Origin of the sequence: Companilactobacillus kimchiensis (genome assembly GCF_001438805.1) — a bacterium.
GTDB classification, from domain to species: domain Bacteria; phylum Bacillota; class Bacilli; order Lactobacillales; family Lactobacillaceae; genus Companilactobacillus; species Companilactobacillus kimchiensis.
In genome coordinates, this window is sequence record NZ_JQCF01000002.1 from 126,916 (window position 1) to 148,417 (window position 21,502).

Here is a 21,502-nt window from a genome sequence, read left to right on the forward strand (position 1 = left end):
CGTCATTATATGAATATTATGGTAACTGGTGCTAATGGTGGTTATGGTAGTCAAGCCATTGACTATCTACAAAGATTCGCACCTGAAGCAAACATCTATGGATTAGTTAGGAGTGAAGGTAAAGGTGTCGAATTAAAAGAAAAGGGCATTAATGTAAGAATTGGCGATTACTCTGATGTCGACTCTATGGTTAAAGCTTTAAAAGGAATTGACCGATTGTTATTTGTATCGTCACCAATTCCAGGAATTCAAAAAAACGTCGTCGATGCTGCGAAAATAAATAATGTTCAATACATCGCTTATACCAGTATTTTTCAACCTGAACATTCTAAGTTTGGTTTAGAGATCAATCACAAACAAACTGAAAAGTGGATCAACGAATCAGGTATCCCTCATACATTTTTACGTAACAGTTGGTATATGGAAATCAATCAAGCGTTGTTTGATTATGCTAAAGAGACTCAAACGTTTCCCTATTTTTCTAAAAACGGTCAATTATCATTTGCTTTAAAAAGGGAATATGCCGAGGCCGGAGCCCAAGTTATCTCAAATGGTAATTATGGAGAAATCATTAATCTTGCTGGTGATCCTAAAACATATAGTCAATTAGCACTTGCTACTCAAACTGCTCTAAATGAAAAATTAGATATCAAAGAAACTTCAATGAATGACTTTATCCATTATATGGATCAAGCTAATATCCCAACAAAATTATCTATGATAACTGAAGGTTATCAAGAATATACATCCAAAGGGAATAATGGAGAAAGCCAGGCTGATTCCTCAGAATTTGAAAAAGTTTTAGGCCATCCCTTAACCAACTTACCCGTAGCAATACAGGAACTGCTTAATATTAAATAGAAAGTTATTAATAATGAATGAAAAACAAATAGTCCAAATTTATAAAGCTTTGGGTGATATAACACGTTTTAGGATTGTAGAGCATTTGATAAACGGTGGAACAATTTGTCCTAGTGATCTAAGTGATGACCTGGGTCAAATTCCAGCATCGACTTTATCGCATCATTTGAAGATATTAACTAACTGTGAAATCTTAACATATCAAAAACAGGGGACCTATCTAAACTACAGTTTAAATAAATCCCTTATTTCCCAATTTTGGCTAAAATAATTGGAAAATAAATTGTGGATTATAATTCCATAATTCTAGAAATATCAAATATACGGGGGACTTTTTTATGAACAGGGAATATCACGCTAATAGAATTCTTACTGCTATGCTCATTTGTGCCTTTATGGGTATGTTCAGTGAGACATCCTTAAACATTGCTTTAACAACGTTAATGAACGATTTTCGAATCAGTGCAGCCACCGCACAATGGTTAACGACCGGTTATCTATTAACATTAGGAATCATTATGCCATTTACGGCACTTTTGATTCAAAGATATACAACAAGAAGACTATTCTTCGTTTCAACAACCAGTTTGACGCTCGGAACTATTGTTGGTGGAATGTCGGTTAATTTCAGTATGCTTTTAATAGCACGTATCTTACAAGCAATCGGCATGGGAATATTACTACCGTTAATGTCTAATACCATCTTAGTTATCTTTGCTAAGGAAAAACGTGGCACGGCTATGGGAACGCTTGGTTTGGTATTATCATTTGCACCAGCTATGGGACCAGCTATCAGTGGAATCCTGATTCAATATATGTCTTGGCACTTCATTTTTTGGCTGTTATTACCATTTATTCTCTTAGGGATGTTCATTGGATACAGAAACTTGATAAATGTCACTGAGAATCATCAACAAAAAATCGATTTTCTGTCTGTGATTTCATCTACACTTGGCTTTGGCGGAATTGTATTTGGCTTAAGTCAAACAGAAGAATCTCTATTAAGTCCGATAGTTATTGTTCCCATAATAATTGGGATAATATCATTAGCCTTTTTCATCAAACGGCAGAACACTGAAAATCCTATTTTAGACTTATCTGTCTTTAAATATCCCATTTTTGTTACAGGATCAATCCTAGTTTTGATCTGCGTTTTGATATTTCAAGGGACAATGATCATTTTACCAATGTACTTACAAACAGGAGCTGGTTTAACGGTACTTTTGGCAGGCTTAGTTCTATTACCAGGGAGTGCTACTAATGGAATCTTGCAAATGCTTGGCGGGAAAATCTTTGATAAATATGGTTATAAAATTTTGGTGATTCCTGGATTTATTATTATGCTTGTAACGCTGTTCTTCCTAAAAACTCTAACACCTAATTCCAGTATTATTTTAATCATGATTTTGGATATGACTTTGATGGCTGGAACTGCTATTGTTTGGACAGGAGCTCAGACACACGCTCTCAATCAATTGCCACCCAAGCTATATGCACATGGCTCAGCTACTTTGAATACCATGCTGCAAGTTATCGGTGCCATTGGTGTATCGATTTCAGTGGCTGTTTTATCAAGTACTAAGAGTAACTACTTAGCAAGTTCACAACATCCAAATTCAATTAATGAGATTTCTAGTGCAATTGCTAGTGGAGCAGGAAATGTTTTTGGTGGATTAATGATCATTGCTATAATTGGATTGCTAATTAGTTTTTGGATGATTCTTAGAGATAAAAAACAAGAACTAACAGAAATTTAAAAATTAAAAAGGAGCAAAATCAAATGAATATTATGGTAACTGGTGCTAATGGTGGCTATGGTAGTTATGCTATTGACTATCTACAAAAATTTGCACCTGAAGCAAACATCTTTGGATTAGTTAGAAGTGAAAGTAAGGGAGCCAATTTAAAGAAAAAAGGCATTAATGTAAGAATCGGGGATTATTCTGATGCCGATTCTATGGTTAAGGCCTTAAGGGGAATTGATCGATTATTATTTGTATCATCAACAATTCCAGGGATACAGAAAAATGTAGTTGATGCTGCAAAGATAAACAATGTTCAATACATCGCCTATACCAGTATTTTTCAACCTGAACATTCTAAGTTTGGTTTAGAGATCAATCACAAACAAACTGAACAATGGATCAAGGAATCAGGCATTCCTTATACAATTTTACGAGATAGTTGGTATATGGAAGTTAATCAAGCCTTGTTTGATTATGCGAAAAAGACTCAACAATTCCCATACTTTGCAACAAAAGGTCAATTATCATTTGCTTTGAGACGTGAATACGCTGAAGCTGGTGCTAGGGTAATTGCTACGGGAAATTATGGACACATTATAAATCTTGCTGGTGATCCTAAAACTTATCGAGAAATAGCACTTGCAACTCAAAAGGCTTTGGAAACATATCTGGATATTAAGGAAGTAGAGATGTCGGAATTTATTCCTGATTTAGTATTATCAGGAATCTCTCAAAATTTAGCGGCCATGTCTGAAGGCTATCAGGAATACACACTTAAAGGAAATAATGGGGAAGATACGGCCGATAATTCTGAATTTGAAAAGGTCTTGGGTCATCCGTTGACTGACTTGGCTTCAGCTATAAAGGAATTGACAAACTAATCTATAACTGACAATAGTTCCTTTCAATATGGTGTTGAAGCTAATCAGTGGCAAGTACAATTTTTTAAAGAATGGCTTAAAAATCATTCTAATGAGAAGTAAAAAAAGTATCAAGAACTAATGAGAATTAGTTTCTTGATACTTTTTTATTTAGTGTTGCGTATACACACTATTTAATTATACAATTAGGTATGAAAGCAACAGACTAGGTGGTGAAAATATGAATGACGTAGTAATTAATGATTTTTTAAAGAATAATAACGGACAAATTACATGGGATGATGCCAAACATCAAGGTATTCCCACAATGGCATTAACACGACTGGTTAATACTGGACGTTTAGAGAGAGTAGCTCGCGGAGTTTATATTGATCCAGCCATTTTTGAAGACGATTTATATATTTTACAATACCGATTTAAACGAGGAATCTTTTACAAGGATACGTCTCTATTTTTACACGGAATGATTGATCGTACTCCTGACAGAGTAGATATGAATTTTCCTCAAGGATATAATTCCTCGTCCTTAAAAAAATATCCTATTAACATTCAACGTCAAATTGAACCATATTATTCATTAGGTATCGAAGAAATCAACAGTCCTGGACAGCATTTAGTTAAGGTCTATAATATTGAGCGGACTTTATGTGATCTTGTCAGAACTAGAAATTCATCTGATTCAGAAACTATTAAGCAAGCTATGGTATCGTATTCTAAAATGAAATCAAAAGACTTAGGTAAGCTAAGCGAATATGCCCAAATATTTAATGTCCAAAAAGCCATCCAAAACTATATGGAGGTATTATTGTGATACTTGGATTTACTAATGGTCAACAATTCAAAGCCAAAATAAAAAACAAAGCCCAACAAGAACATATTCTACCTCAAATTCTTATGCAGGAAGTTTTGTCGGATGAGCTAATTGAGCGCATATCTATATCAGATTATAGAGATAATCTGATTTTAAAAGGTGGTTTCCTTATAGCTTCCTTGTTAGGAATTGATACACGATCAACTCGAGATATTGATACTTCTATAAAGGGGTTAGATGTTTCTAGGGATGAAATTTCAAAAGTTTTTAAATCAATTTGTGATATGAATGAGAATAGCGATATACAATTAACACTCAAAAGAATAGAAGACATTCGTGAATCTGCCGAATACTCAGGATTTAGAGTCCATATCGAAGGAATTGTTTATGCCAGCCGAATTGAGGTAAAAATTGACGTCTCTACAGGAGACGTAATAACCCCAAGCCAAATTGAATATAGACACCATATGATTTTTAATGATCAATCCGTTTTAATTATGGCTTATAACATTGAAACTATTCTGGCTGAAAAATTGGAAACAATTGTATCAAGACAAGAATTAAATACACGATTAAAAGATTATTACGACCTCTATATGTTTGATCGACATAACAAAAACGATATAGACTTTCAATTATTAAAATCAGCTATAATTGAAACCCTAAAAAATCGTGAGGACACTAAATTGATTGGTCAATTTAATAACATATTAGAACATAATATGAAATCTCCAATTCTGGAAACTAATTGGAAAAAGTATCAAAATAGTAATTATTATGCAAATAATATTTCATTCGAAGATACTTGTAATTCGGATATTGATTTAGTTAAGCAAAGTGAAATAGACCAAATATAGTTATATAAAAAGAAGCATCAATGACTAATGAGAATTAGTTTATTGATACTTCTTTTTATATTATATTCAAAATTTCCCTTAATTGAGTAACTTCATACGTGGGACAAACAGTATTTTGCCTAAGATGATGTGGATTGAACCAAATACTATCTAAGCCAAAATTATTTGCTCCTTGAATATCGGCAGTTAAGGAATCTCCAATAACAATTGCATCTTTTAAATTAGCTAATGTTAAATCATCCGTAACAGTTTCAAAGAAATTAACATCTGGTTTGCTATAACCAACTTCTTCAGCTAAATAAACTTTGTCAAACATTGAATCAATTTCGGCATCCTTTAAGATCTGATTCTGTTTCTTCCGAGTACCGTTAGAAATAACCACCAATTCATGTGTGGGAGCGAGTTCAGTTAAAAGTTCTCTGGCATATGGCATTAGGGCGTGTTCCGCAAAGAATAATCTCTCGAATTGAATTTCTAAAGCTTTGCTATCGACTGTCATTTTGTAGACATCAAAGTAACGCTCAAAACGGGTATTCATCAATGTTTGTCTTGATAAAGTACCTTGTTCCAACTCTTTCCACATTTTTTGCTGCGTTTTATGCCACATCTGAACCTTTTCATCGTCAAAATTAAAAGTAAAGGGCAGAGCTAATTTTTTTAAAGCCATTTCAGCATTTTTATCAGTATCAAGTAACGTTTGATCCAAATCAAATAATATCGTTGAATAACTCATTAAGATCTCCTAATTATTTTATATAATAATAATCAAATTTTGCAATTTTAATTGTAAGTTATTACTTATATCAATGAAATTAATAAAATTGCATTTGTTATTACTCGTGAATTTAAGACAATTATCTTTTAAAAAGGCAAAACTTTATAAATGTATTCGAATATAAATATGAAACCTTGTTTAATTATTTATATGTTCAATTCTTTCAGTCGCAAAGTTAGATAGCTTAATCAGTGCATCAAATAGTTCGTTACCAACGATAGATGCTTGATAGTCACGGTGACTATTATGGCTATTATCGGGAATACTATTTAATAGGTTAGTCAAATTGGCTAAATCATTGTCAGATAAAAATTTTTTGATTGTCATTTGGGATGATAAGGCAACTGTAAAAGAAAACTTGGGATGTAACTGTCTAAGATTAAAGAACTCAATCGCATATCGTTTATAATCAAGGGTTGGATTAATCTCAAGACAGTGTCTCAACAGATTGTCATAAACATCGCCATAATGTAATAACCAAATCAAAAAATCATGTGAAGTGACATCATCTAAGTTTATCTGTACATTAGCATATTGATCGATTATTTCCAAAACGTCATTTTGATTCAGCCAATCCATAAACGAATGGTAGTAGTTTTCAATGTCGTTATTAATCCCATTGCCGATATGTGTTAGTCCTGAAAATTCATTAATCTCATTTTTAATAAAATCCTTATTAAATTCTTTGATTTGCATTAATTAAGCCTCATATGAAATGTGTTCATGATTATAAGTATAACAATGAATTACAACATTTGAATAACTGATTAGTATATAGATCATCGTTTTTAACAAAGCTATTTTTTAAAACCTTTTCATTCTTAAAAATGCTAACCAATTAAACCAGTGATGAATCCACAAAGAGATTATTCTGAAAAAATCATGGTTAAAATAGGCAATAAATCGTGACGTTTCAGTCGGTAAAAGCCTATATTATGATATAATGTAAGCGTTAACATTTTAACTAATTACTTAGTTTGTAAATATGATAAACGTGGGGGAAAAGCGTCATGAAAAACAAAGGTACAGAAACTGAGACTGAAAATTTAATAGGGCTAGTAATCATCTATATATTTGCTTTGGTGGCAATCTCTCTGGGTTTATTAGCACTTTATTTACATTTTGCAACTAACATGTCAGTTGCCTGGATGGTAAAGACATTATTTGTTGATCTAGCCTTGATGTCACTAGCAATTCTTAAGCCATTATTCGATATAACGATTGAATTTTTAAGAGAATCATTGAAAGTTAAATAGTATTTAAAAGGAGCCTCAATAAGCAAATACTTCATAGCTTATTGGGACTCTATTATTTTTGTTCTTCGGGATAATCTTTTTGATAAATGTATTTATGCAATTTTAAATATTGTTCGCCTAGTTTTTTCTCATTAGCATTATTCTTAGGATAATAATACTGCCGGCCATCCAAACCTTTCGGCATATAATTCTGTTGGGCAATTTGACGCGGCATAGCAAAAGGACTATCCATCAGGCCACCACCAGTGATTTCCTCTGAGTGCTTATAGTGAGCATCTCGTAATTGACTAGGCATAGGATGTTCATTCGGATGCTCGGTATCCTTATCTAGTTTCTCCCAAGTTTCATCAAATGAACCCGACTTAGGGGAAATACACATTAACATCGTTGCAAACATCAATGAATACTTGGCCTTGGGCATCCCAACTTTTTCAGCTTGATTAGCGGCGACTACTATTTGAGTAACTTGCTCCGGATTGGCCAAACCGATGTAAGTATAAGGAATCTCTCGCAATCTCCGAACAACGGATGGTAAATCATTATTCTTTAATAGAACGGCTAAATAGTACAGTGCGGCATCCGTATCAGAACCTGCCATGGAATCAGAGTAGGCAGAAAGATAGTCATAATGCTTAGTAGCTCGCTTGTCATAGCTAAAATGTTGTTGTTGAGCAAAGTTTTTGACGTCTTTAACAGTGATTTTATCTGTATTGATAGCGTGGAGAGTTTCCAAAATATTCAAAGCCACTCTGAGATCACCATCAGCTGAAATTGCTATCAAATCTAAAGCTTTCGCCTCAACCTGTTTGTCGTCCAATTTGTAGATATCTTTAACCGCACGATTTAAAGTAATTTTGATATCTTCATCATCTAAAGCCTTAAATTCAAAAATCTGACATCTTGATCTGATGGCTGGAACAATTGACATAATAGGATTTTCGGTCGTAGAACCGATCAACATGACATGACCATCTTCCAAATAGGGTAGTAGAAAGTCTTGTAAAGTTGTGGTCATCCGATGAATTTCATCAATTAAGAGCACAAACGACTGATAAGGGTAGGTATCGATTGCTTGAGTCAGTTTAGCTTTGTTTTCAGTTGAAGCATTGAACGAAACAAAGGGGTAGTTATCCTGCTTAGCAATAATTCGAGCTAAACTAGTTTTCCCAGTACCAGGTGGTCCCCATAATATAAGAGGAATATTCACATGCTGATCAATGATTTGTCGCAATGGTTGTCCAGTTTTTAAAAGTTCTTGTTGACCAACCATCTGATCTAATTCTTGTGGCCTCATTTGGTCAGCTAAGGGTGTTTTGAATGCCAAGGTAAAAGTTCCTTTCTTAATATTAATTTACTTTGAAATAGCCTATTTATCCTCAATAGATAGCATTATCATATCACTGTGAACTTTAATTTACCTGAAATCTTCATTATTGAGTTGAGTACGGCTATCAATTGCTATACGTATGTATATTATCGTATAATGTACACACAAGGAGATGATTTGAATGATTAACCCAGAAGAATTAAACAAAAGTGTAAAAATGTTCAAAAATGGCAACTCTTATGCCTTTCGTATTTCTAAGAAGGACCGTGAATTTTTAGATGCTGACAATAATACAAAGTTCGAAAAAATTGTCTCTCCAGATGGCAAAGAAGTAACCTTTAGAAAAGTCGAAACAATCCGTCCTAACATTCTAAAAACCGCCAATAAATTATATGATGAAAATGCTGATTTGATGAAACGGCTTGAAAACTTATGATTTTTTTGACAAAAGAAGAGTATATTTCAATAAATGAATTAGTATTAAAACGCTCAAACAGTCAATCGATCGGCATCCAATATCCCCAGGGCTTAGACTTAGTAGTCAATCAGCCTCAACAAGTAGTTTTTGGCCGGGAATTATATCCAAATATTTGGATCAAAGCAGCCTTCATTATTCAGAAATTAACCAAAAAACATATTTTTATTGATGGAAATAAGAGAACTGCTTTATTGTCTGGATTAACATTTTTAAGTATAAATGGTATTAATCTGACCTTTTCAACCGATGAAGGTGAACAGATAATTCTAAGTGTCACTAACAGTCAAGACAACGAAGAAATTATGCTATCCTTGGCCGAATGGCTAAAATTTCACAAAAAGAATCAATAAGGCTATAAGATTAATGCAACTATTATCAAGGAGCGTAAAGAATGTTTATTAATGCTATTCAAAAAGCACAACCTCTTTTTAAAGATTTTTCAAAAGTTGATTCCAATGATGAAGCTAAAAAATTAGCGTTAGCTAATCCAATATTCTCTTGGCATACAAAGTATTTGATCTATAGGCGTAAAAAAATGGTCATCTTCACCCATGATGCCAGTACCTTGACAGTGATACTCTCCGATATCAATGCCAAAAACCGAAAGCATTTAGAAGAAAAATTTCAAGCTCAATTAAGTGAAATTTGGCAAAATATTGGTATAACTAAAGATAGTTTTGATAAATATATTAAAGCAGCTGGAGACTGGAAAATTGGTCCTACGATTAGTCGTAGTCAAATTGGACATCTAACTGATGTTGGATCTATTTTAGAACTTTATTTGAATGACAGGGAAACAGATCCAGTCTGGTTATCTAATAAACTATCTCAATTGCCACGTGGTTTAGATCCAGGAAAATATGTTGCTGGAGGTGAGATTTCTCAAATCATGCGGTCAGATAATTTCAAATGGCAAAAGCCTGTAATATCTAAAGCTAAAGAGATAGATATGTCAGAGCTTCAAAGAATTCATGATGAATTACTGCAACTAAATGTTCAAATTAAGAATGACTTATTTACAACTGACTTAGATGAAGTTGACCACCGAATAAAAAAATTTCAAAAGTTAAATAATGAACTGATTGCCAGTTTCATTGATAGTATTCAAGACGATTACTCCGAAAAAATGCTCAAATCGTATCAGAAATCGTTAGAGTTATATTTAAATGAATACTTAGCCCATCGATATATAACTGTTTTTAATCGGGAAGCTGCCGCTGTTGGTGAGATGTATTTGCATGGTAGTAGTATAAGCGAAGTTAAACGCATTCAGAGAAGTATGAGTAAGCTCTATAAGTTTCTACTAGATACAAAATTAGTTGATGCTAACTTTGCTAAAGAAATGAAAAGGGCGATGAAAGAAGAAGTTGAAGTAATTGAAATGAATATGTGGTAAGAATTTGGTTTAAAAAAGACACTTGATAAAAACTCTCATAAGAGATTTCTTACCAGGTGTCTTTTTGACTATACCTTAAATAAAGAGTGCAAATTTTTTATGATCACTTGAGTTAGCTAAGTATTTTGAATTTCTAACGGATATGGCTGTTCCCACAAATAATTTAATAGCAAAATCAAATGAAGATTCTGTACTTGATCTTAATGGCATTTATATCAAACCCATCAAAATATTACCATCGGTATTTTGATTCATCTCGACCAAATCAAGCTAATAATATCGTTTGAATTTTTTGAATAAAGGATTGTAATTTTTGGGAAGGTGATTTCGAATAAATAACCCCATAAGGGGAAGCATAATTCCACTTTACCTTAACTGTTTTCATCAATGGATTTAGGTTTCTCCAGGTGTCACGTGTTAAAAGCAAATCACGTGAGTTTGCATATCGATTAAAAACATCTGTATTATAAAAGTTAAATGTATGAATAATATTTATATCTGAATGATTATTTTCAAGATCAGTCGTCATTTTATCCAGAACGGGTGATGCATTTCTTGGAGGTAACACTAAGGTTTGCCCACGTAAGTCAGTAAATGTTAATTCTTTCTTATCTACAAGCGGATGATTTTGCGGAATTGCTAAACGAAATGGATCCATACCCAGTTTTAAAACATTGTAATGATCATACCAACCTTGTGAATCACATGGTCCAACAATACAGTCCAAGTTTGTACCTAGCTGAGTTGAGGGACTATCCAATGTGACATCGTCATCACTAAAAAGAACTATTCTAAATTTGTAAGATTGTAATGCGGCATTATGTTTTTGCCAAATATTCATCAATGGCGTCCCTGGTCGCATAATAGAAGCACCAACTTTAATTTCTGCTTTTTCTGTGTTATCAATATGTTTGACCTGTTCAAGCATATCATTGGATTCATGCAGAATTACTGAGATACCAGTATATAGACGTTGACCCGCTAGAGTTAGGCTAGTTCCATGCGGGCTTCGATTTAATAATTTGATTCCCAGCTGATTCTCCAATGCGTTAATTTGTTTCATAACTGAAACTGGTGATATAAAAAGTATTTTAGATGCCTTCGAAAAACTACCACTTTCAGCAACTCTTAAAAATGTCAGATACATTTGAACAATCAATGAACTTACCTCCATATAGTTTTAACTTCAGGTTAAAACTATTTTAACATTTTGATCACTTCTTAATACCTAAATTAATTGTTACCATAATCCCTGTAAATGAGTAATAACAAATAATACAAATATAAAAGGTCAGATCAATAATGAAGAATATTCCGCTAATAAAATTAAATAATGGTATTGAGATGCCACAAGAGGGATTAGGCGTTCTTAATGCTGGAAAATTTGAAGATGTTAAAATGGCAGTCCTAGATGGGTTAGATATCGGCTATCGCATGATTGATACAGCACAGATTTATTTTAATGAAGAAGCCGTCGGTGCAGCAATTAAGGAAAGTTCGGTTGATCGTAAAGATATTTTCTTAACTACCAAGGTATGGATTGCCAATTATGGTTATGAAAACACTAAAAAATCGATTCAAACTTCGTTGGAAAAATTACAGACAAACTACCTTGATTTAGTTTTGATTCATCAACCTTACGGTGACTATTATGGAGCCTATCGAGCACTTGAAGACCTATATGACGAAGGGAAAATTCGTGCAATAGGTGTCGCCAATTTCATGCCGGACCGATATGTTGATTTAGTTAGATTCAGTAGAATTGTTCCAGCAATCAATCAGTCTGAAACACATGTTTTTTATCAACAAAATGAGCTAAAGAAATACTTGAAGAAATTCGGGACTCATTTAGAATCCTGGGGACCATTTGCTGAAGGACGTAATAACTTCTTTACGAATGAAACACTGAAAAAAATTGGTGCAAAATATGATAAAACTGGTCCTCAAGTTGCATTAAAGTTTTTAACTCAAAACGGGATAATCATTATTCCAAAATCGGTTCACAAGGAGCGGATGCAACAAAATCTCGATATTTGGAATTTTAAGCTATCAAATGAAGATATGGACGCGATTAGTCAATTAGATACCGGTAAAACACTGTTCTTTAGTCCTCATGACCCATCAACTGTGGAACGATTTGCAAAATTAACTAAAGAAATGAAACAAAAATAGGAGAGAGGAATAATTAATGACAAGTATATTTATAACTGGGTCTACAGAAGGACTCGGATATTTAACCGCTAAAAATTTGATTGAATCAGGAAATGATGTCACCTTGCACGCACGAAATCAACAACGTGCTAATGATGTTTCAAAAAAGCTCCAAAATGCAAAACATATAGTAATTGGAGATTTGTCAAATCGTAAAGATGTGGACAGTATTGCCAATCAGGTTAATGATTTAGGGACGTTTGATACCGTGATATACAATGCTGGTGTAAGCACATCTGATACTGATTTGACTTTTAAAGTTAACGTTATTGCACCATATTTATTGACGACACTTATCAACAGGCCCAAGCGCATAGTATATGTTAGTTCGGGAATGCATAAAGGTGCAAGACTAGACATCAACAATTTACCACGTACAACAGATTATTCATCATCAAAACTTCAGGTCCTATTATTAACAAAGATTTTTGCTAAACAACTACCTGATACAATTGTGACCGCAGTTGATCCCGGTTGGGTTCCAACTGGAATGGGTGGCAGCATGGCAACAGACGATTTGACCATGGGCTATACCTCACAAGTAAAACTTGCCACAACAAATGATCATTCAATTACAGGCAGTTATTTCTATCATTTAAAACCTGATAGCTACGATCAAAGAGCTGATGATATTGATTTACAACGTCAGTATTTACAAAAGTTACAAGAAATCACAAAACGCTAAATTCAAAAATGAGAAATATCTTGGGAGTGAACGAATGAGGTTTTAGAACTAATAATTTTAGAAAGCTCTAGTAAGAATCTATCTACATTGCTTCCAGGAAACTTAGTAGTTAGTATTCCATATGGCACATGGATATCAGTTTCTAATGGAACAGAAACTAAATTTGGATGAATTCTTTTCCAGGGTGTTACTGTAATTAAGGGAATATTCTCTTCAACAGCTTGATTAAAAGTATTCATATCATAACGGCCAGTTGTTTCAACCACTTCTATATCTGGATACTCGCTATTAATAAGTTTTCTTAACTGGTCATTTTTTTCACTGATTCCCATAGGAACACTTAATAATTTCTGATTTCTTAAGTCAGTAAAATCTATTTTACTAAGTCTGGCTAAAGGATTATCACTTCTAACCGCAATCCCAAAATCGTACTGTCCCAATGTAATAGCGTTAAATGATTGTTTTAACGTTGAATTATCGAAAGTTCCAACTATTAAATCACAATTTTTACCTAACATTGCATACTCACGGTTCTTCGATTGAAGATCCTCCTGTAACTGTACAATGCGGATTTGAAAATCCGACATTTGTGCAGTTATTTTTTTCCAAATATCCATGAATGGATCAGCAGGGTGGAGGATCGAGGTCCCAACAGTGATGATATTTTGTCCTGAAAGGCCAGCTCTTCTAGTTTCTTCAATTGCTGTATCTAATAGGCTTAATATCTGATTCACGTAAGGAAGAAATTTCTGTCCTTCAATCGTTAATTTTGTACCAGTAGCAGTCCGAGTGAACAATTGTAGGTTAAGTTCACTTTCCAAACGATTGATCTGTTTCATAACTGCGGTTCCTGAGATGAAGCTCTGTTCACCGGCTTTTGTAAAACTTCCATATTGGCTAACTCTAACGAATGTTTGTAACTGTGTTATATCCATATTATTACTCCCCAAGATAGTATCAACCATTAGTTAATACCATATCAATTGTTGGATTCTTCTATTATTATCAAATCCTATTATACTAGTATTTGTAATCAAGAACGAGTCAAGCAAAAATGATCTGATATGAACAAAAAGTTTAGGAGAAAAATATGACAAAAATAATTTTATTAGGTGCTACCAGTAATATTTCCAAATATCTAATTCCAATGCTATTGGAAAATACCGATACAGAGATTACCTTATTTGCTAGACGAGCTAGCCAAAGACTTACTGATTATCAAAATAACGACCGGATAACCTTAGTCGATGGGGATTGGAACAATATCTCTGATTTGGAAAGTGCTATTAAGAACCAAAATATTGTTTATATGGCAACAGGACATTTCATTGATGCAAATAAAAATATTGTTAAGGCTATGAATGATAACCAAGTTCAAAGATTAATTGTCGCTGGTGGTTTAGGTATTTATGATGAAGTGGCTGGAAAGTTTGGTCAATGGAATGCACAAATGATGGGTGACTATGCCGGAATTAAAAAAGCCGCTGCCGTTATTGATCAAAGCAAGCTAGATTATACTTTTCTAAGAATGAGTTGGCTTTATAACCAAGATGGAAACTATAAATATCAAGTCGTTCCACAAGGTCAACCAATGAAGGGTACTCAAGTAACACGTCAAGCTGTGGCGAAACTAGTAACGGATATTGTGTTAGATCCCAATCTTTATAAATCAGAAAGTATTGGTGTTGTAGAACCAAATACTGAATGGGATAAGCCATCGTTTTATTAGAACTTAATAGTATCAAAATAAAAAAGGAGAACATTTAATATGTCAGTAGAAAATAAAGTAGTTGTAATTACCGGAGCATCATCAGGAATCGGAGAAGCAACAGCTAAACTCTTAGCAAGTAACGGAGCTAGCGTTGTTTTAGGAGCTAGACGTGAAGAACGTTTGAGTCAAATCAGCCAAGATATCATCAATAATGGTGGCAAGGCTGCCTATCGTGTGACCGACGTTACTGATCCAGAAGATTTGAAGGCCTTGGTAGCCTTAGCCAAAGAGAAGTTTGGAGCAATTGATGTTATTTATAACAATGCTGGTATCATGCCAACTTCACCAATCAGTGCCTTAAAAACCAATGAATGGAATGCCATGATCGATGTTAATTTAAAAGGTGTTCTTAACGGAGTAGCAGCAGTAATGCCCGATTTCACTGCTCAAAAACATGGTCAAATCATCACTACATCATCAGTCGCTGGTTTAAAGAGTTTTATCGGCTCTGGTGTCTATGGAGCTACTAAATTTGCCGTTAGAAATCTAATGGAAGTTATCAGAATGGAAAGTGCTCAAGAACAGACTAATATTCGCACAGCCACGGTTTACCCAGCTGCTATCAATACTGAATTGCTTCAACACATCACTGATAAGAATGCTAAACAAGGAATGGATAAGCTTTATAAATCAGTAGGTATTACACCAGATGCCATTGCTCGAGTAGTCAACTTCGCTATTGACCAACCAGAAGACGTTAATATCAATGAATTTACCGTTTATCCTACAAAACAAGGCTAAATAACAAGGAGAGTTTAAATTAATGACTAAAGTAAAAATCACAGTAGACAATAAAGAATTGAATGCCAATTTTAACGACAGTGATACTTCAAAAGAATTAATTTCTCGATTCCCATTGAATTTAGAAATGTTGAATCTTTACTCAAGAGAAATGACTTATCGATTCCCAGAAAAGTTGCCAGCAAAAAAGGCGAAAACTAGTAGCTATGAATCAGGAGATATTGCTTATTGGGCACCACGTCACAGTTTTGTGATTTTTTATAAGCAGACTGGTGAAATTATTGACGAACTACAAAAAATAGGACACATCACTTCTGATCTTTCATTCTTAAATAAATCAGGGAATCTAAATATGAATTTTCAATTAATTAAATAGGAGATAAACAAGATGGAAAACTTTACAGGAAAAGTAGTAATTGTTACTGGAGCAAGAACTGGTATTGGTTTGAGTGCCGCAACCTTATTTGCTAAAGCAGGTGCTTCAGTGGTCTTAGCAGGAAGACATGAACCTAAAAAGGAAGCTGAAGAATTGGTACAACAAGGCTATAAAGCTGCATCATTTCAATGCGATGTTTCAAATGAAACCGACGTAAAAAATATGGTCGACTTTACCGTTAAAAAATTTGGACATCTTGATTTTGCTTACAACAATGCTGGTATTCAAAGTCCAGCAACTAAAACTGAAGATCTCTCACTTGATGAATATAATCAAGTTTTGGACATCAATCTAAAAGGCGTCTTCTTATCAATGAAATATGAATTAAAACAAATGAGCAAACAGGGATCAAAAGGCGCCATCGTTAATTGTTCATCCATGGGTGGATTAGTTGGTATTGCGGGACGTAGTGCTTATCACGCTTCAAAGCATGGTGTTTTAGGAATGACTAAGAGTAGTGCACTTGAATACGCTCAAGATGGTATTAGAATCAACGCCGTTTGTCCTGGTATTATTCACACACCAATGGTCGATCGAATGGATTCCACTGAAAAAGACGCTATGGATGATCTTATCAAAGAAATTCCAATCGGTAGATTAGCACACCCAGAAGAGGTAGCAAAAGTTGTTTTGTTCCTATGTAGCGATGATGCAAGTTACATTATTGGACAAGGTATTTCAGTTGATGGTGGATATACGATTCATTAGATAAAGGAGAAATTCCATTGAAAAACATATTAATTTTAGGTGCTAATGGTAAAATTGCTAGAATCGTTGAGAAAATATTACTCAATAATATGGATTACAAACTAACTTTGATTCTAAGGAATTCCCAGAGATTAAATAAGCTACACGATGCCCGAAATGTAAATATTATTGAAGGTAGTGTCAGTGATAAGGAACTTCTTAAAGAAGTCCTTGTTGGACAAGATATCGTCTATGCTAATTTGAATGGCAATATGGAACAGTGGGCCCATAACATTGTAGATGCAATGTCAGACTCAAGTACCAATAAACTTATCTGGATCACTGGCTCAGGACTATACCACGAAGTTCCCGATCCTTTTGGATCTTGGGTTGAGAATTATGTTGGTCATGAATCCAAAGAAGACACAAGAAAAGCCGCCAAGATCATCGAGAATAGCCAATTACAATACAGTATTATCCGAGCTGCCTATATGACAAATGATGATGAAGTCGACTATGAATTGACCAAAAAAGGTGAAACCTTTAAGGGAACCATGATCTCAAGGTCTAGTATCGCCGACTTTGTAATTAAAATAATTGACAAGCCTGATAAATATTCCAAGGAAAGCTTTGGTATTAGCAAACCAGGTACCGACAATATGTTGAATAAAATCAGAGAAATTGAACATGATCTTTAAAAAAATAAACATCTTCTCAAGATGATTGAAGGCCTGGGAAGATGTTTATTTTTTTATTTCAGATTTTAAAATATCGATGAACAATTTCAAGCTCTCATCAGGTTTATTTGTGGTAATGAAACCATAGGGCAGGCTAAATGGAACATCTAATGGCTTGTTGATTAATCCAGGTAACACATTGTTCCAGCAACTTAAGGATAGTAAATATTTTCCCGATGCAGTAAATCTATTAAAAGTATTAATAGTGTAATGAGCATCTGTATTGATTAAGTTTATTTTTAAATCCTGTCGTTTGATTTCATGATCAATCTCCTTTGACATACCGATGGGCATCATATTAACACTAGCTCCCTCTAAATCAGCAAGCTCTATTGATTTTTTATTTGCTAGTGGATCGTTGACATGCATCATAATAGTAAAATTGTAACGTCCAACTTCAATAAAATTAATTTTATCCTGAACTGAATTCATACCATATGGACTAAATAAAATGTCAACTTTTTTACCCATATTATTGTAAGTATCAGGGAATTTGAATGTCTCATTTTCTAGAGGGATAAATTGTAAATGATACTGCGGTAAACGTTGTGCAATTCGATTCCATAGCCCATTTAAATCACCAATAGGATTAATTATGGCGCTACCAATTCTAATTGTTAGATTGGTCTCCATCGCACTTTTTTTCACTATATTCACAATGTGTTCACTTTGTTCGAGCAGTTTTTTAGAATTAGAATATAGCACTTCACCCGGTTTGGTTAAGGTTATTCCTTGCGCGTTACGAACAAAGACTGAAACGCCAAGTGATTCTTCCAAACCATTCATTCGATGCAACACAGCAGGCGAGGACATGAATAATTTGGTAGAGGCCGAAGAAAAACTACCTGATTCGACGACGGTATTAAAAATATTTAAGGTTGATAATTCAATCATATTAAGAATATCCTTTGGGTTGTAAATTGTATTTAATACTCTGATAAAAAAGAGTTTCTTCCACATTATCCGATTCAGAACTAATATAGCTACATAAATTATTAAAGGATATGTAGTTATGAAAAAAATCAAAATATTTTAACAATGATAATTGTACTAATGGGATATTTCATCATACTTGTTGATACATCACTTGTATTTACCTGTTCAAAAGAAATAAGTAGTTCTTTACATATGAATCCAAGCTCAGCAGCTTGGATCAGTAATGCCTATGCACTAACTTTTGGAAGCCTTTTATTATTAGGCGGAAAATTAGGTGACATTTTCGGTAGAAGAAGGCTCTTCATTCTAGGACTAATGATTTTTGGAATAAGTTCGACTCTAGTCGGTCTATCGCCAACGGCCACATTATTAATTATCTTTAGAGCCCTACATGGAATTGGGGCAGCTATTATTGCACCAGCAACTCTCGCAATTATCATGGATTCCTTCACTGGAAATAATAGGGTAGTGGCCATCTCTATGTACGGTGCCGTGTCTGGAATTGGTGTAAGTCTAGGTCTTATCATAGGCGCTGGAATAACCACTCTTTTGTCATGGAGATAGGGGTTTCTGGTTAATGTCCCTATTGTTATCATTTTAATTGGATTATCAATGAAATTCTTACAAAAAGGAACCATCCGAAAGGAAAGATTAGATTTAACTGGTTCAATTATTTCGTGTTTGGCAATGATTTTTATCATCAATGGTATCAGTGGCATTGGTTCACATTTGATTTCATTGACCATCGGATTACTATTATTGATTTATTTTATTTATCACGAGTACACCACCGATAAACCAATTTTGCCATTAAATTTGTTTAAAACAACTAAGCGTAATATGGCATATATTATTCGTTTTTCTTACTCCGCAGCAATCACTGGTTTTTGGTTCTTTACTCCGCTCATGCTGCAAAACGACTATAAGCTAAGTCCCATCATGGTTGGAGTTTCGTTCTTACCAATGACTATCTTTAATTTCATTTCTGCCGATATGGTCAGTTATTTAACTAAAAAATTTGGCAGTATACCACTAATGACTGTTGGTTTAATTATAACAACCATTGGTTTTGGTAGCCTATCATTATATAAAACAGGGTTTAATTATTGGCTGGCAGTAGCTCTACCTATGATCACAGTTGGAATCGTCAAGGGTTAGTCTTAAGTCCCGTTACCAGTATTGCAGTGGAGAATACAGCACAGAATTTATCTGGTGTCAGTTCTAGTATGATCAATGTCATGCTCCAAATTGGTGGGGCATTTGGATTAGCAATTTTGTCGATTATTTCTAAAGCAATGAACTCTCAAAGTATTTCTTTCCACTATCAAGTTATCGGTATTACCATATTTTCCTTGACTGCATTATGTTTGTCATTAATTCTAGTATCAAAATCCAGAATAATTTCTGTAGTTCGTAGGTAATGATTTTGATGTGACATTTGAAATTAAGAGGAACTTATGGAACACCAACTTGGATTTAATCAGTAGTAATAGATGAATGATTATCTATTTGAGTCTGTAACATTCTGAATTTTTAGCAATATATGTTCATAGTCACATATATTTAAAATTTTACGGGTTAGAGGTAATTTTATACTTATAGATGTAATATTGTTCATCAATTGTTATTTAGACATGTAGCTTTAATAAGATTGCTTTTAATCAATTTTATCTGACGTACTAATAAAAACACAAAAGCAATCCATTAGATATTAATCATAATGGATTGCTTTTGTGTTACTAGTAATAAAAATAGCGTACTGAATTATATGGGTATCAAACTATAGAAAGGTAAATAGAGTAGTGATCAAAATATGGATTTTGCTGAATAAAAGAGAATTTCATATTCAGGGTTACATAATATGTATTATAAGAAGCTAACTATTTTCGGAACTATTTTCTTTAAATCTAGCTAATTGATCTAAATATTTCAAAACATCTTTTTTATAGTCATATTTTTCAATTTGTTTATTCAAAGCTTCATTGTTATGTGTAAATGCTTTGCCATCAGTAAAGATTTTTTTATACAGTTTAAAGAATGGCAAATTATTTTCTTCAGCAAATTTCAATTCATCATCAATTGAATATGCAACTTTTCTAAAATCAATTCCACCGTAACCAGTATCATCAAAAGTTATAATCGTGTACTGAGCGCGTCTGTCAGCATTGAAATTATCCCAAGCGGTATATGGTTGTCCAATGGAACCAGGATTAATGACTAATTGATCATTGCTACTGGTTCTAAATAGTTGATGGTGTGTATGACCATAAATAGCTATGTCATATGGTTTATTAAAGAGCAATTTATCGAAATTTTGCTGTTTTTTATATGGTAAAAGCTCATGACCATGATTTTGAGCCGGATAATTGTGCGTCAAAAGGATATTTAAACCACTAATCTTGGTTTCTGAGTAGATTGGCCATTGCTGCATTTGATTAAGGTATTTAGGGGCAATGTGATCTGAAACATATTTGATGAGCTCAACTATGTAGGTGGTTTGGGGCTCTTGAATGTACTTACGACCAATCGTCAAGATATCCTCAAATAGGAAATCGTCCCAATTACCGCGGATCATTTGGGTAGTATTAATCGAATTGAGTAGCTCCATAATAGAATCGGTACCAGGTCCAGGCATTAAAAGGTCGCCAAGAAACCAATATTCATCAACATTTTGTGATTCAGCATCTGCAATCACGTTTTTAAAAGCAGTGAAGTTACCGTGGATATCTGAAATTATTGCTACTTTTTTCATTTTTTACTCCCTTTCGTCATATATTTTTATTTTATACTTATTTGTTGGTTTTGTTCTTTTGTATTGTTTTTTTTGTTGATGTTTTCGTAAAACATTTAAATTCATTTATACTATTATTCTAATAACTGATCAATTTTAAACGCATTTATTGAACGTTTT

At 33.7% G+C, this 21,502-nt stretch carries 27 protein-coding genes; 20 read left to right on the top strand and 7 right to left on the bottom strand.

The window, feature by feature from the left end; all coding sequences use genetic code 11:
- Positions 1-9 precede the first annotated feature (9 nt).
- The 6 genes from IV57_RS02180 (at position 10) to IV57_RS02205 (ending at position 5,155) form a co-directional block, all read left to right on the top strand.
- Positions 10-861, top strand: coding sequence for an NAD(P)H-binding protein (locus IV57_RS02180; RefSeq protein ID WP_057879849.1), 852 nt, complete (start codon positions 10-12; stop codon positions 859-861).
- Positions 862-874: 13 nt separating this feature from the next.
- Positions 875-1,132: an ArsR/SmtB family transcription factor gene (locus IV57_RS13495; RefSeq protein WP_057879850.1), complete on the top strand. Its 258-nt coding sequence runs from the start codon at positions 875-877 to the stop codon at positions 1,130-1,132.
- A 67-nt stretch (positions 1,133-1,199) separates the two neighbouring features.
- Positions 1,200-2,618 carry an MDR family MFS transporter gene (locus tag IV57_RS02190; RefSeq protein ID WP_057879851.1) on the top strand — a complete coding sequence of 473 codons (1,419 nt, stop codon included), beginning with the start codon at positions 1,200-1,202 and terminating at the stop codon, positions 2,616-2,618.
- Between the two features lie 23 nt (positions 2,619-2,641).
- A complete protein-coding gene (locus IV57_RS02195) occupies positions 2,642-3,487 on the top strand; it encodes an NAD(P)H-binding protein (RefSeq protein ID WP_057879852.1) in 846 nt (281 codons plus the stop codon).
- 220 nt (positions 3,488-3,707) lie between these two features.
- A complete protein-coding gene (locus IV57_RS02200) occupies positions 3,708-4,298 on the top strand; it encodes a type IV toxin-antitoxin system AbiEi family antitoxin domain-containing protein (RefSeq protein ID WP_057879853.1) in 591 nt (196 codons plus the stop codon).
- The gene (locus tag IV57_RS02205; RefSeq protein WP_057879854.1) at positions 4,295-5,155 is read left to right on the top strand and encodes a nucleotidyl transferase AbiEii/AbiGii toxin family protein; all 861 of its coding nucleotides are present in this window, start codon (positions 4,295-4,297) and stop codon (positions 5,153-5,155) included. Before IV57_RS02200 ends, IV57_RS02205 begins: the two co-directional genes overlap by 4 nt.
- Before the next feature lie 55 nt (positions 5,156-5,210).
- Here IV57_RS02205 and IV57_RS02210 read toward each other — a convergent pair whose 3' ends face one another.
- The gene (locus IV57_RS02210; RefSeq protein ID WP_057879855.1) at positions 5,211-5,888 is read right to left on the bottom strand and encodes a YjjG family noncanonical pyrimidine nucleotidase; all 678 of its coding nucleotides are present in this window, start codon (positions 5,886-5,888) and stop codon (positions 5,211-5,213) included.
- 180 nt (positions 5,889-6,068) lie between these two features.
- A complete protein-coding gene (locus IV57_RS02215; protein ID WP_057879856.1) occupies positions 6,069-6,626 on the bottom strand; it encodes a hypothetical protein in 558 nt (185 codons plus the stop codon).
- Between the two features lie 314 nt (positions 6,627-6,940).
- Between IV57_RS02215 and IV57_RS02220 the strand changes: the two genes are divergently transcribed.
- On the top strand, positions 6,941-7,186 hold the full coding sequence (locus IV57_RS02220) for a hypothetical protein (RefSeq protein WP_057879857.1): 246 nt from the start codon (positions 6,941-6,943) through the stop codon (positions 7,184-7,186).
- Positions 7,187-7,238: 52 nt separating this feature from the next.
- On the opposite strand, the gene IV57_RS02225 is transcribed toward IV57_RS02220, so the two are convergent.
- Entirely contained in the window at positions 7,239-8,510 is a 1,272-nt protein-coding gene (locus IV57_RS02225) for a replication-associated recombination protein A (RefSeq protein ID WP_057879858.1), read from the bottom strand.
- A 184-nt stretch (positions 8,511-8,694) separates the two neighbouring features.
- Between IV57_RS02225 and IV57_RS02230 the strand changes: the two genes are divergently transcribed.
- From IV57_RS02230 to IV57_RS02240, 3 genes are read left to right on the top strand one after another with little or no spacing between them, the layout of a single operon-like run.
- The gene (locus tag IV57_RS02230; protein ID WP_057879859.1) at positions 8,695-8,949 is read left to right on the top strand and encodes a hypothetical protein; all 255 of its coding nucleotides are present in this window, start codon (positions 8,695-8,697) and stop codon (positions 8,947-8,949) included.
- Positions 8,946-9,341 carry a type II toxin-antitoxin system death-on-curing family toxin gene (locus IV57_RS02235; protein ID WP_057879860.1) on the top strand — a complete coding sequence of 132 codons (396 nt, stop codon included), beginning with the start codon at positions 8,946-8,948 and terminating at the stop codon, positions 9,339-9,341. Before IV57_RS02230 ends, IV57_RS02235 begins: the two co-directional genes overlap by 4 nt.
- A gap of 41 nt (positions 9,342-9,382) precedes the next feature.
- Positions 9,383-10,387 carry a DUF6933 domain-containing protein gene (locus tag IV57_RS02240; RefSeq protein WP_057879861.1) on the top strand — a complete coding sequence of 335 codons (1,005 nt, stop codon included), beginning with the start codon at positions 9,383-9,385 and terminating at the stop codon, positions 10,385-10,387.
- Positions 10,388-10,652: 265 nt separating this feature from the next.
- On the opposite strand, the gene IV57_RS02245 is transcribed toward IV57_RS02240, so the two are convergent.
- Positions 10,653-11,546, bottom strand: a complete 894-nt coding sequence (locus IV57_RS02245; RefSeq protein WP_057879862.1) for a LysR family transcriptional regulator — start codon at positions 11,544-11,546, stop codon at positions 10,653-10,655.
- 152 nt (positions 11,547-11,698) lie between these two features.
- Between IV57_RS02245 and IV57_RS02250 the strand changes: the two genes are divergently transcribed.
- Positions 11,699-12,559, top strand: coding sequence for an aldo/keto reductase (locus IV57_RS02250; RefSeq protein ID WP_157051886.1), 861 nt, complete (start codon positions 11,699-11,701; stop codon positions 12,557-12,559).
- A gap of 16 nt (positions 12,560-12,575) precedes the next feature.
- Complete coding sequence (locus tag IV57_RS02255; RefSeq protein WP_057879864.1) at positions 12,576-13,283, top strand: SDR family NAD(P)-dependent oxidoreductase; 708 nt, start codon at positions 12,576-12,578, stop codon at positions 13,281-13,283.
- Between the two features lie 2 nt (positions 13,284-13,285).
- Here IV57_RS02255 and IV57_RS02260 read toward each other — a convergent pair whose 3' ends face one another.
- Complete coding sequence (locus IV57_RS02260; protein ID WP_057879865.1) at positions 13,286-14,218, bottom strand: LysR family transcriptional regulator; 933 nt, start codon at positions 14,216-14,218, stop codon at positions 13,286-13,288.
- Between the two features lie 155 nt (positions 14,219-14,373).
- Here IV57_RS02260 and IV57_RS02265 point away from each other — a divergent pair, with 155 nt between their 5' ends.
- From IV57_RS02265 to IV57_RS02285, 5 genes are read left to right on the top strand one after another with little or no spacing between them, the layout of a single operon-like run.
- Entirely contained in the window at positions 14,374-15,012 is a 639-nt protein-coding gene (locus IV57_RS02265) for an NAD(P)H-binding protein (protein ID WP_057879866.1), read from the top strand.
- A 39-nt stretch (positions 15,013-15,051) separates the two neighbouring features.
- Positions 15,052-15,795 (top strand): SDR family oxidoreductase, encoded by a 744-nt coding sequence (locus IV57_RS02270; RefSeq protein ID WP_057879867.1) that lies wholly within the window; start codon positions 15,052-15,054, stop codon positions 15,793-15,795.
- Between the two features lie 22 nt (positions 15,796-15,817).
- Positions 15,818-16,171 (top strand): cyclophilin-like fold protein, encoded by a 354-nt coding sequence (locus IV57_RS02275; protein ID WP_057879868.1) that lies wholly within the window; start codon positions 15,818-15,820, stop codon positions 16,169-16,171.
- Between the two features lie 12 nt (positions 16,172-16,183).
- A complete protein-coding gene (locus IV57_RS02280; RefSeq protein ID WP_057879869.1) occupies positions 16,184-16,939 on the top strand; it encodes an SDR family NAD(P)-dependent oxidoreductase in 756 nt (251 codons plus the stop codon).
- Between the two features lie 17 nt (positions 16,940-16,956).
- Positions 16,957-17,616 carry an NAD(P)H-binding protein gene (locus tag IV57_RS02285; RefSeq protein WP_057879870.1) on the top strand — a complete coding sequence of 220 codons (660 nt, stop codon included), beginning with the start codon at positions 16,957-16,959 and terminating at the stop codon, positions 17,614-17,616.
- 45 nt (positions 17,617-17,661) lie between these two features.
- On the opposite strand, the gene IV57_RS02290 is transcribed toward IV57_RS02285, so the two are convergent.
- Positions 17,662-18,549: a LysR family transcriptional regulator gene (locus IV57_RS02290; RefSeq protein ID WP_057879871.1), complete on the bottom strand. Its 888-nt coding sequence runs from the start codon at positions 18,547-18,549 to the stop codon at positions 17,662-17,664.
- 159 nt (positions 18,550-18,708) lie between these two features.
- On the opposite strand from IV57_RS02290, the gene IV57_RS02295 reads away from it, so the two are divergent.
- From IV57_RS02295 to IV57_RS13105, 3 genes are read left to right on the top strand one after another with little or no spacing between them, the layout of a single operon-like run.
- The gene (locus tag IV57_RS02295) at positions 18,709-19,155 is read left to right on the top strand and encodes an MFS transporter (protein WP_162261206.1); all 447 of its coding nucleotides are present in this window, start codon (positions 18,709-18,711) and stop codon (positions 19,153-19,155) included.
- Positions 19,156-19,203: 48 nt separating this feature from the next.
- On the top strand, positions 19,204-19,749 hold the full coding sequence (locus tag IV57_RS02300; protein WP_057879873.1) for an MFS transporter: 546 nt from the start codon (positions 19,204-19,206) through the stop codon (positions 19,747-19,749).
- Positions 19,698-20,012: an MFS transporter gene (locus IV57_RS13105; RefSeq protein WP_157051884.1), complete on the top strand. Its 315-nt coding sequence runs from the start codon at positions 19,698-19,700 to the stop codon at positions 20,010-20,012. The genes IV57_RS02300 and IV57_RS13105 overlap by 52 nt, the downstream gene beginning before the upstream one ends.
- Positions 20,013-20,467: 455 nt before the next feature.
- On the opposite strand, the gene IV57_RS02305 is transcribed toward IV57_RS13105, so the two are convergent.
- Positions 20,468-21,343: a metallophosphoesterase family protein gene (locus tag IV57_RS02305; protein ID WP_057879874.1), complete on the bottom strand. Its 876-nt coding sequence runs from the start codon at positions 21,341-21,343 to the stop codon at positions 20,468-20,470.
- Positions 21,344-21,502: the final 159 nt, after the last annotated feature.

Excerpts from the sequence above, each read along its gene's own strand:
- IV57_RS02215 (WP_057879856.1), bottom strand. The coding sequence starts at position 6,626 with ATGCAAATCAAAGAATTTAATAAGGATTTTATTAAAAATGAGATTAAT.
- IV57_RS02270 (WP_057879867.1), top strand. The coding sequence starts at position 15,052 with ATGTCAGTAGAAAATAAAGTAGTTGTAATTACCGGAGCATCATCAGGA.
- IV57_RS02190 (WP_057879851.1), top strand. The coding sequence starts at position 1,200 with ATGAACAGGGAATATCACGCTAATAGAATTCTTACTGCTATGCTCATT.
- IV57_RS02230 (WP_057879859.1), top strand. The coding sequence starts at position 8,695 with ATGATTAACCCAGAAGAATTAAACAAAAGTGTAAAAATGTTCAAAAAT.
- IV57_RS02260 (WP_057879865.1), bottom strand. The coding sequence starts at position 14,218 with ATGGATATAACACAGTTACAAACATTCGTTAGAGTTAGCCAATATGGA.
- IV57_RS02240 (WP_057879861.1), top strand. The coding sequence starts at position 9,383 with ATGTTTATTAATGCTATTCAAAAAGCACAACCTCTTTTTAAAGATTTT.
- IV57_RS02220 (WP_057879857.1), top strand. The coding sequence starts at position 6,941 with ATGAAAAACAAAGGTACAGAAACTGAGACTGAAAATTTAATAGGGCTA.
- IV57_RS02180 (WP_057879849.1), top strand. The coding sequence starts at position 10 with ATGAATATTATGGTAACTGGTGCTAATGGTGGTTATGGTAGTCAAGCC.
- IV57_RS02295 (WP_162261206.1), top strand. The coding sequence starts at position 18,709 with ATGGGATATTTCATCATACTTGTTGATACATCACTTGTATTTACCTGT.
- IV57_RS02300 (WP_057879873.1), top strand. The coding sequence starts at position 19,204 with ATGAAATTCTTACAAAAAGGAACCATCCGAAAGGAAAGATTAGATTTA.
- IV57_RS02290 (WP_057879871.1), bottom strand. The coding sequence starts at position 18,549 with ATGATTGAATTATCAACCTTAAATATTTTTAATACCGTCGTCGAATCA.
- IV57_RS02235 (WP_057879860.1), top strand. The coding sequence starts at position 8,946 with ATGATTTTTTTGACAAAAGAAGAGTATATTTCAATAAATGAATTAGTA.
- IV57_RS02200 (WP_057879853.1), top strand. The coding sequence starts at position 3,708 with ATGAATGACGTAGTAATTAATGATTTTTTAAAGAATAATAACGGACAA.
- IV57_RS02280 (WP_057879869.1), top strand. The coding sequence starts at position 16,184 with ATGGAAAACTTTACAGGAAAAGTAGTAATTGTTACTGGAGCAAGAACT.
- IV57_RS02265 (WP_057879866.1), top strand. The coding sequence starts at position 14,374 with ATGACAAAAATAATTTTATTAGGTGCTACCAGTAATATTTCCAAATAT.
- IV57_RS02305 (WP_057879874.1), bottom strand. The coding sequence starts at position 21,343 with ATGAAAAAAGTAGCAATAATTTCAGATATCCACGGTAACTTCACTGCT.
- IV57_RS02195 (WP_057879852.1), top strand. The coding sequence starts at position 2,642 with ATGAATATTATGGTAACTGGTGCTAATGGTGGCTATGGTAGTTATGCT.
- IV57_RS13495 (WP_057879850.1), top strand. The coding sequence starts at position 875 with ATGAATGAAAAACAAATAGTCCAAATTTATAAAGCTTTGGGTGATATA.
- IV57_RS02255 (WP_057879864.1), top strand. The coding sequence starts at position 12,576 with ATGACAAGTATATTTATAACTGGGTCTACAGAAGGACTCGGATATTTA.
- IV57_RS02210 (WP_057879855.1), bottom strand. The coding sequence starts at position 5,888 with ATGAGTTATTCAACGATATTATTTGATTTGGATCAAACGTTACTTGAT.
- IV57_RS02275 (WP_057879868.1), top strand. The coding sequence starts at position 15,818 with ATGACTAAAGTAAAAATCACAGTAGACAATAAAGAATTGAATGCCAAT.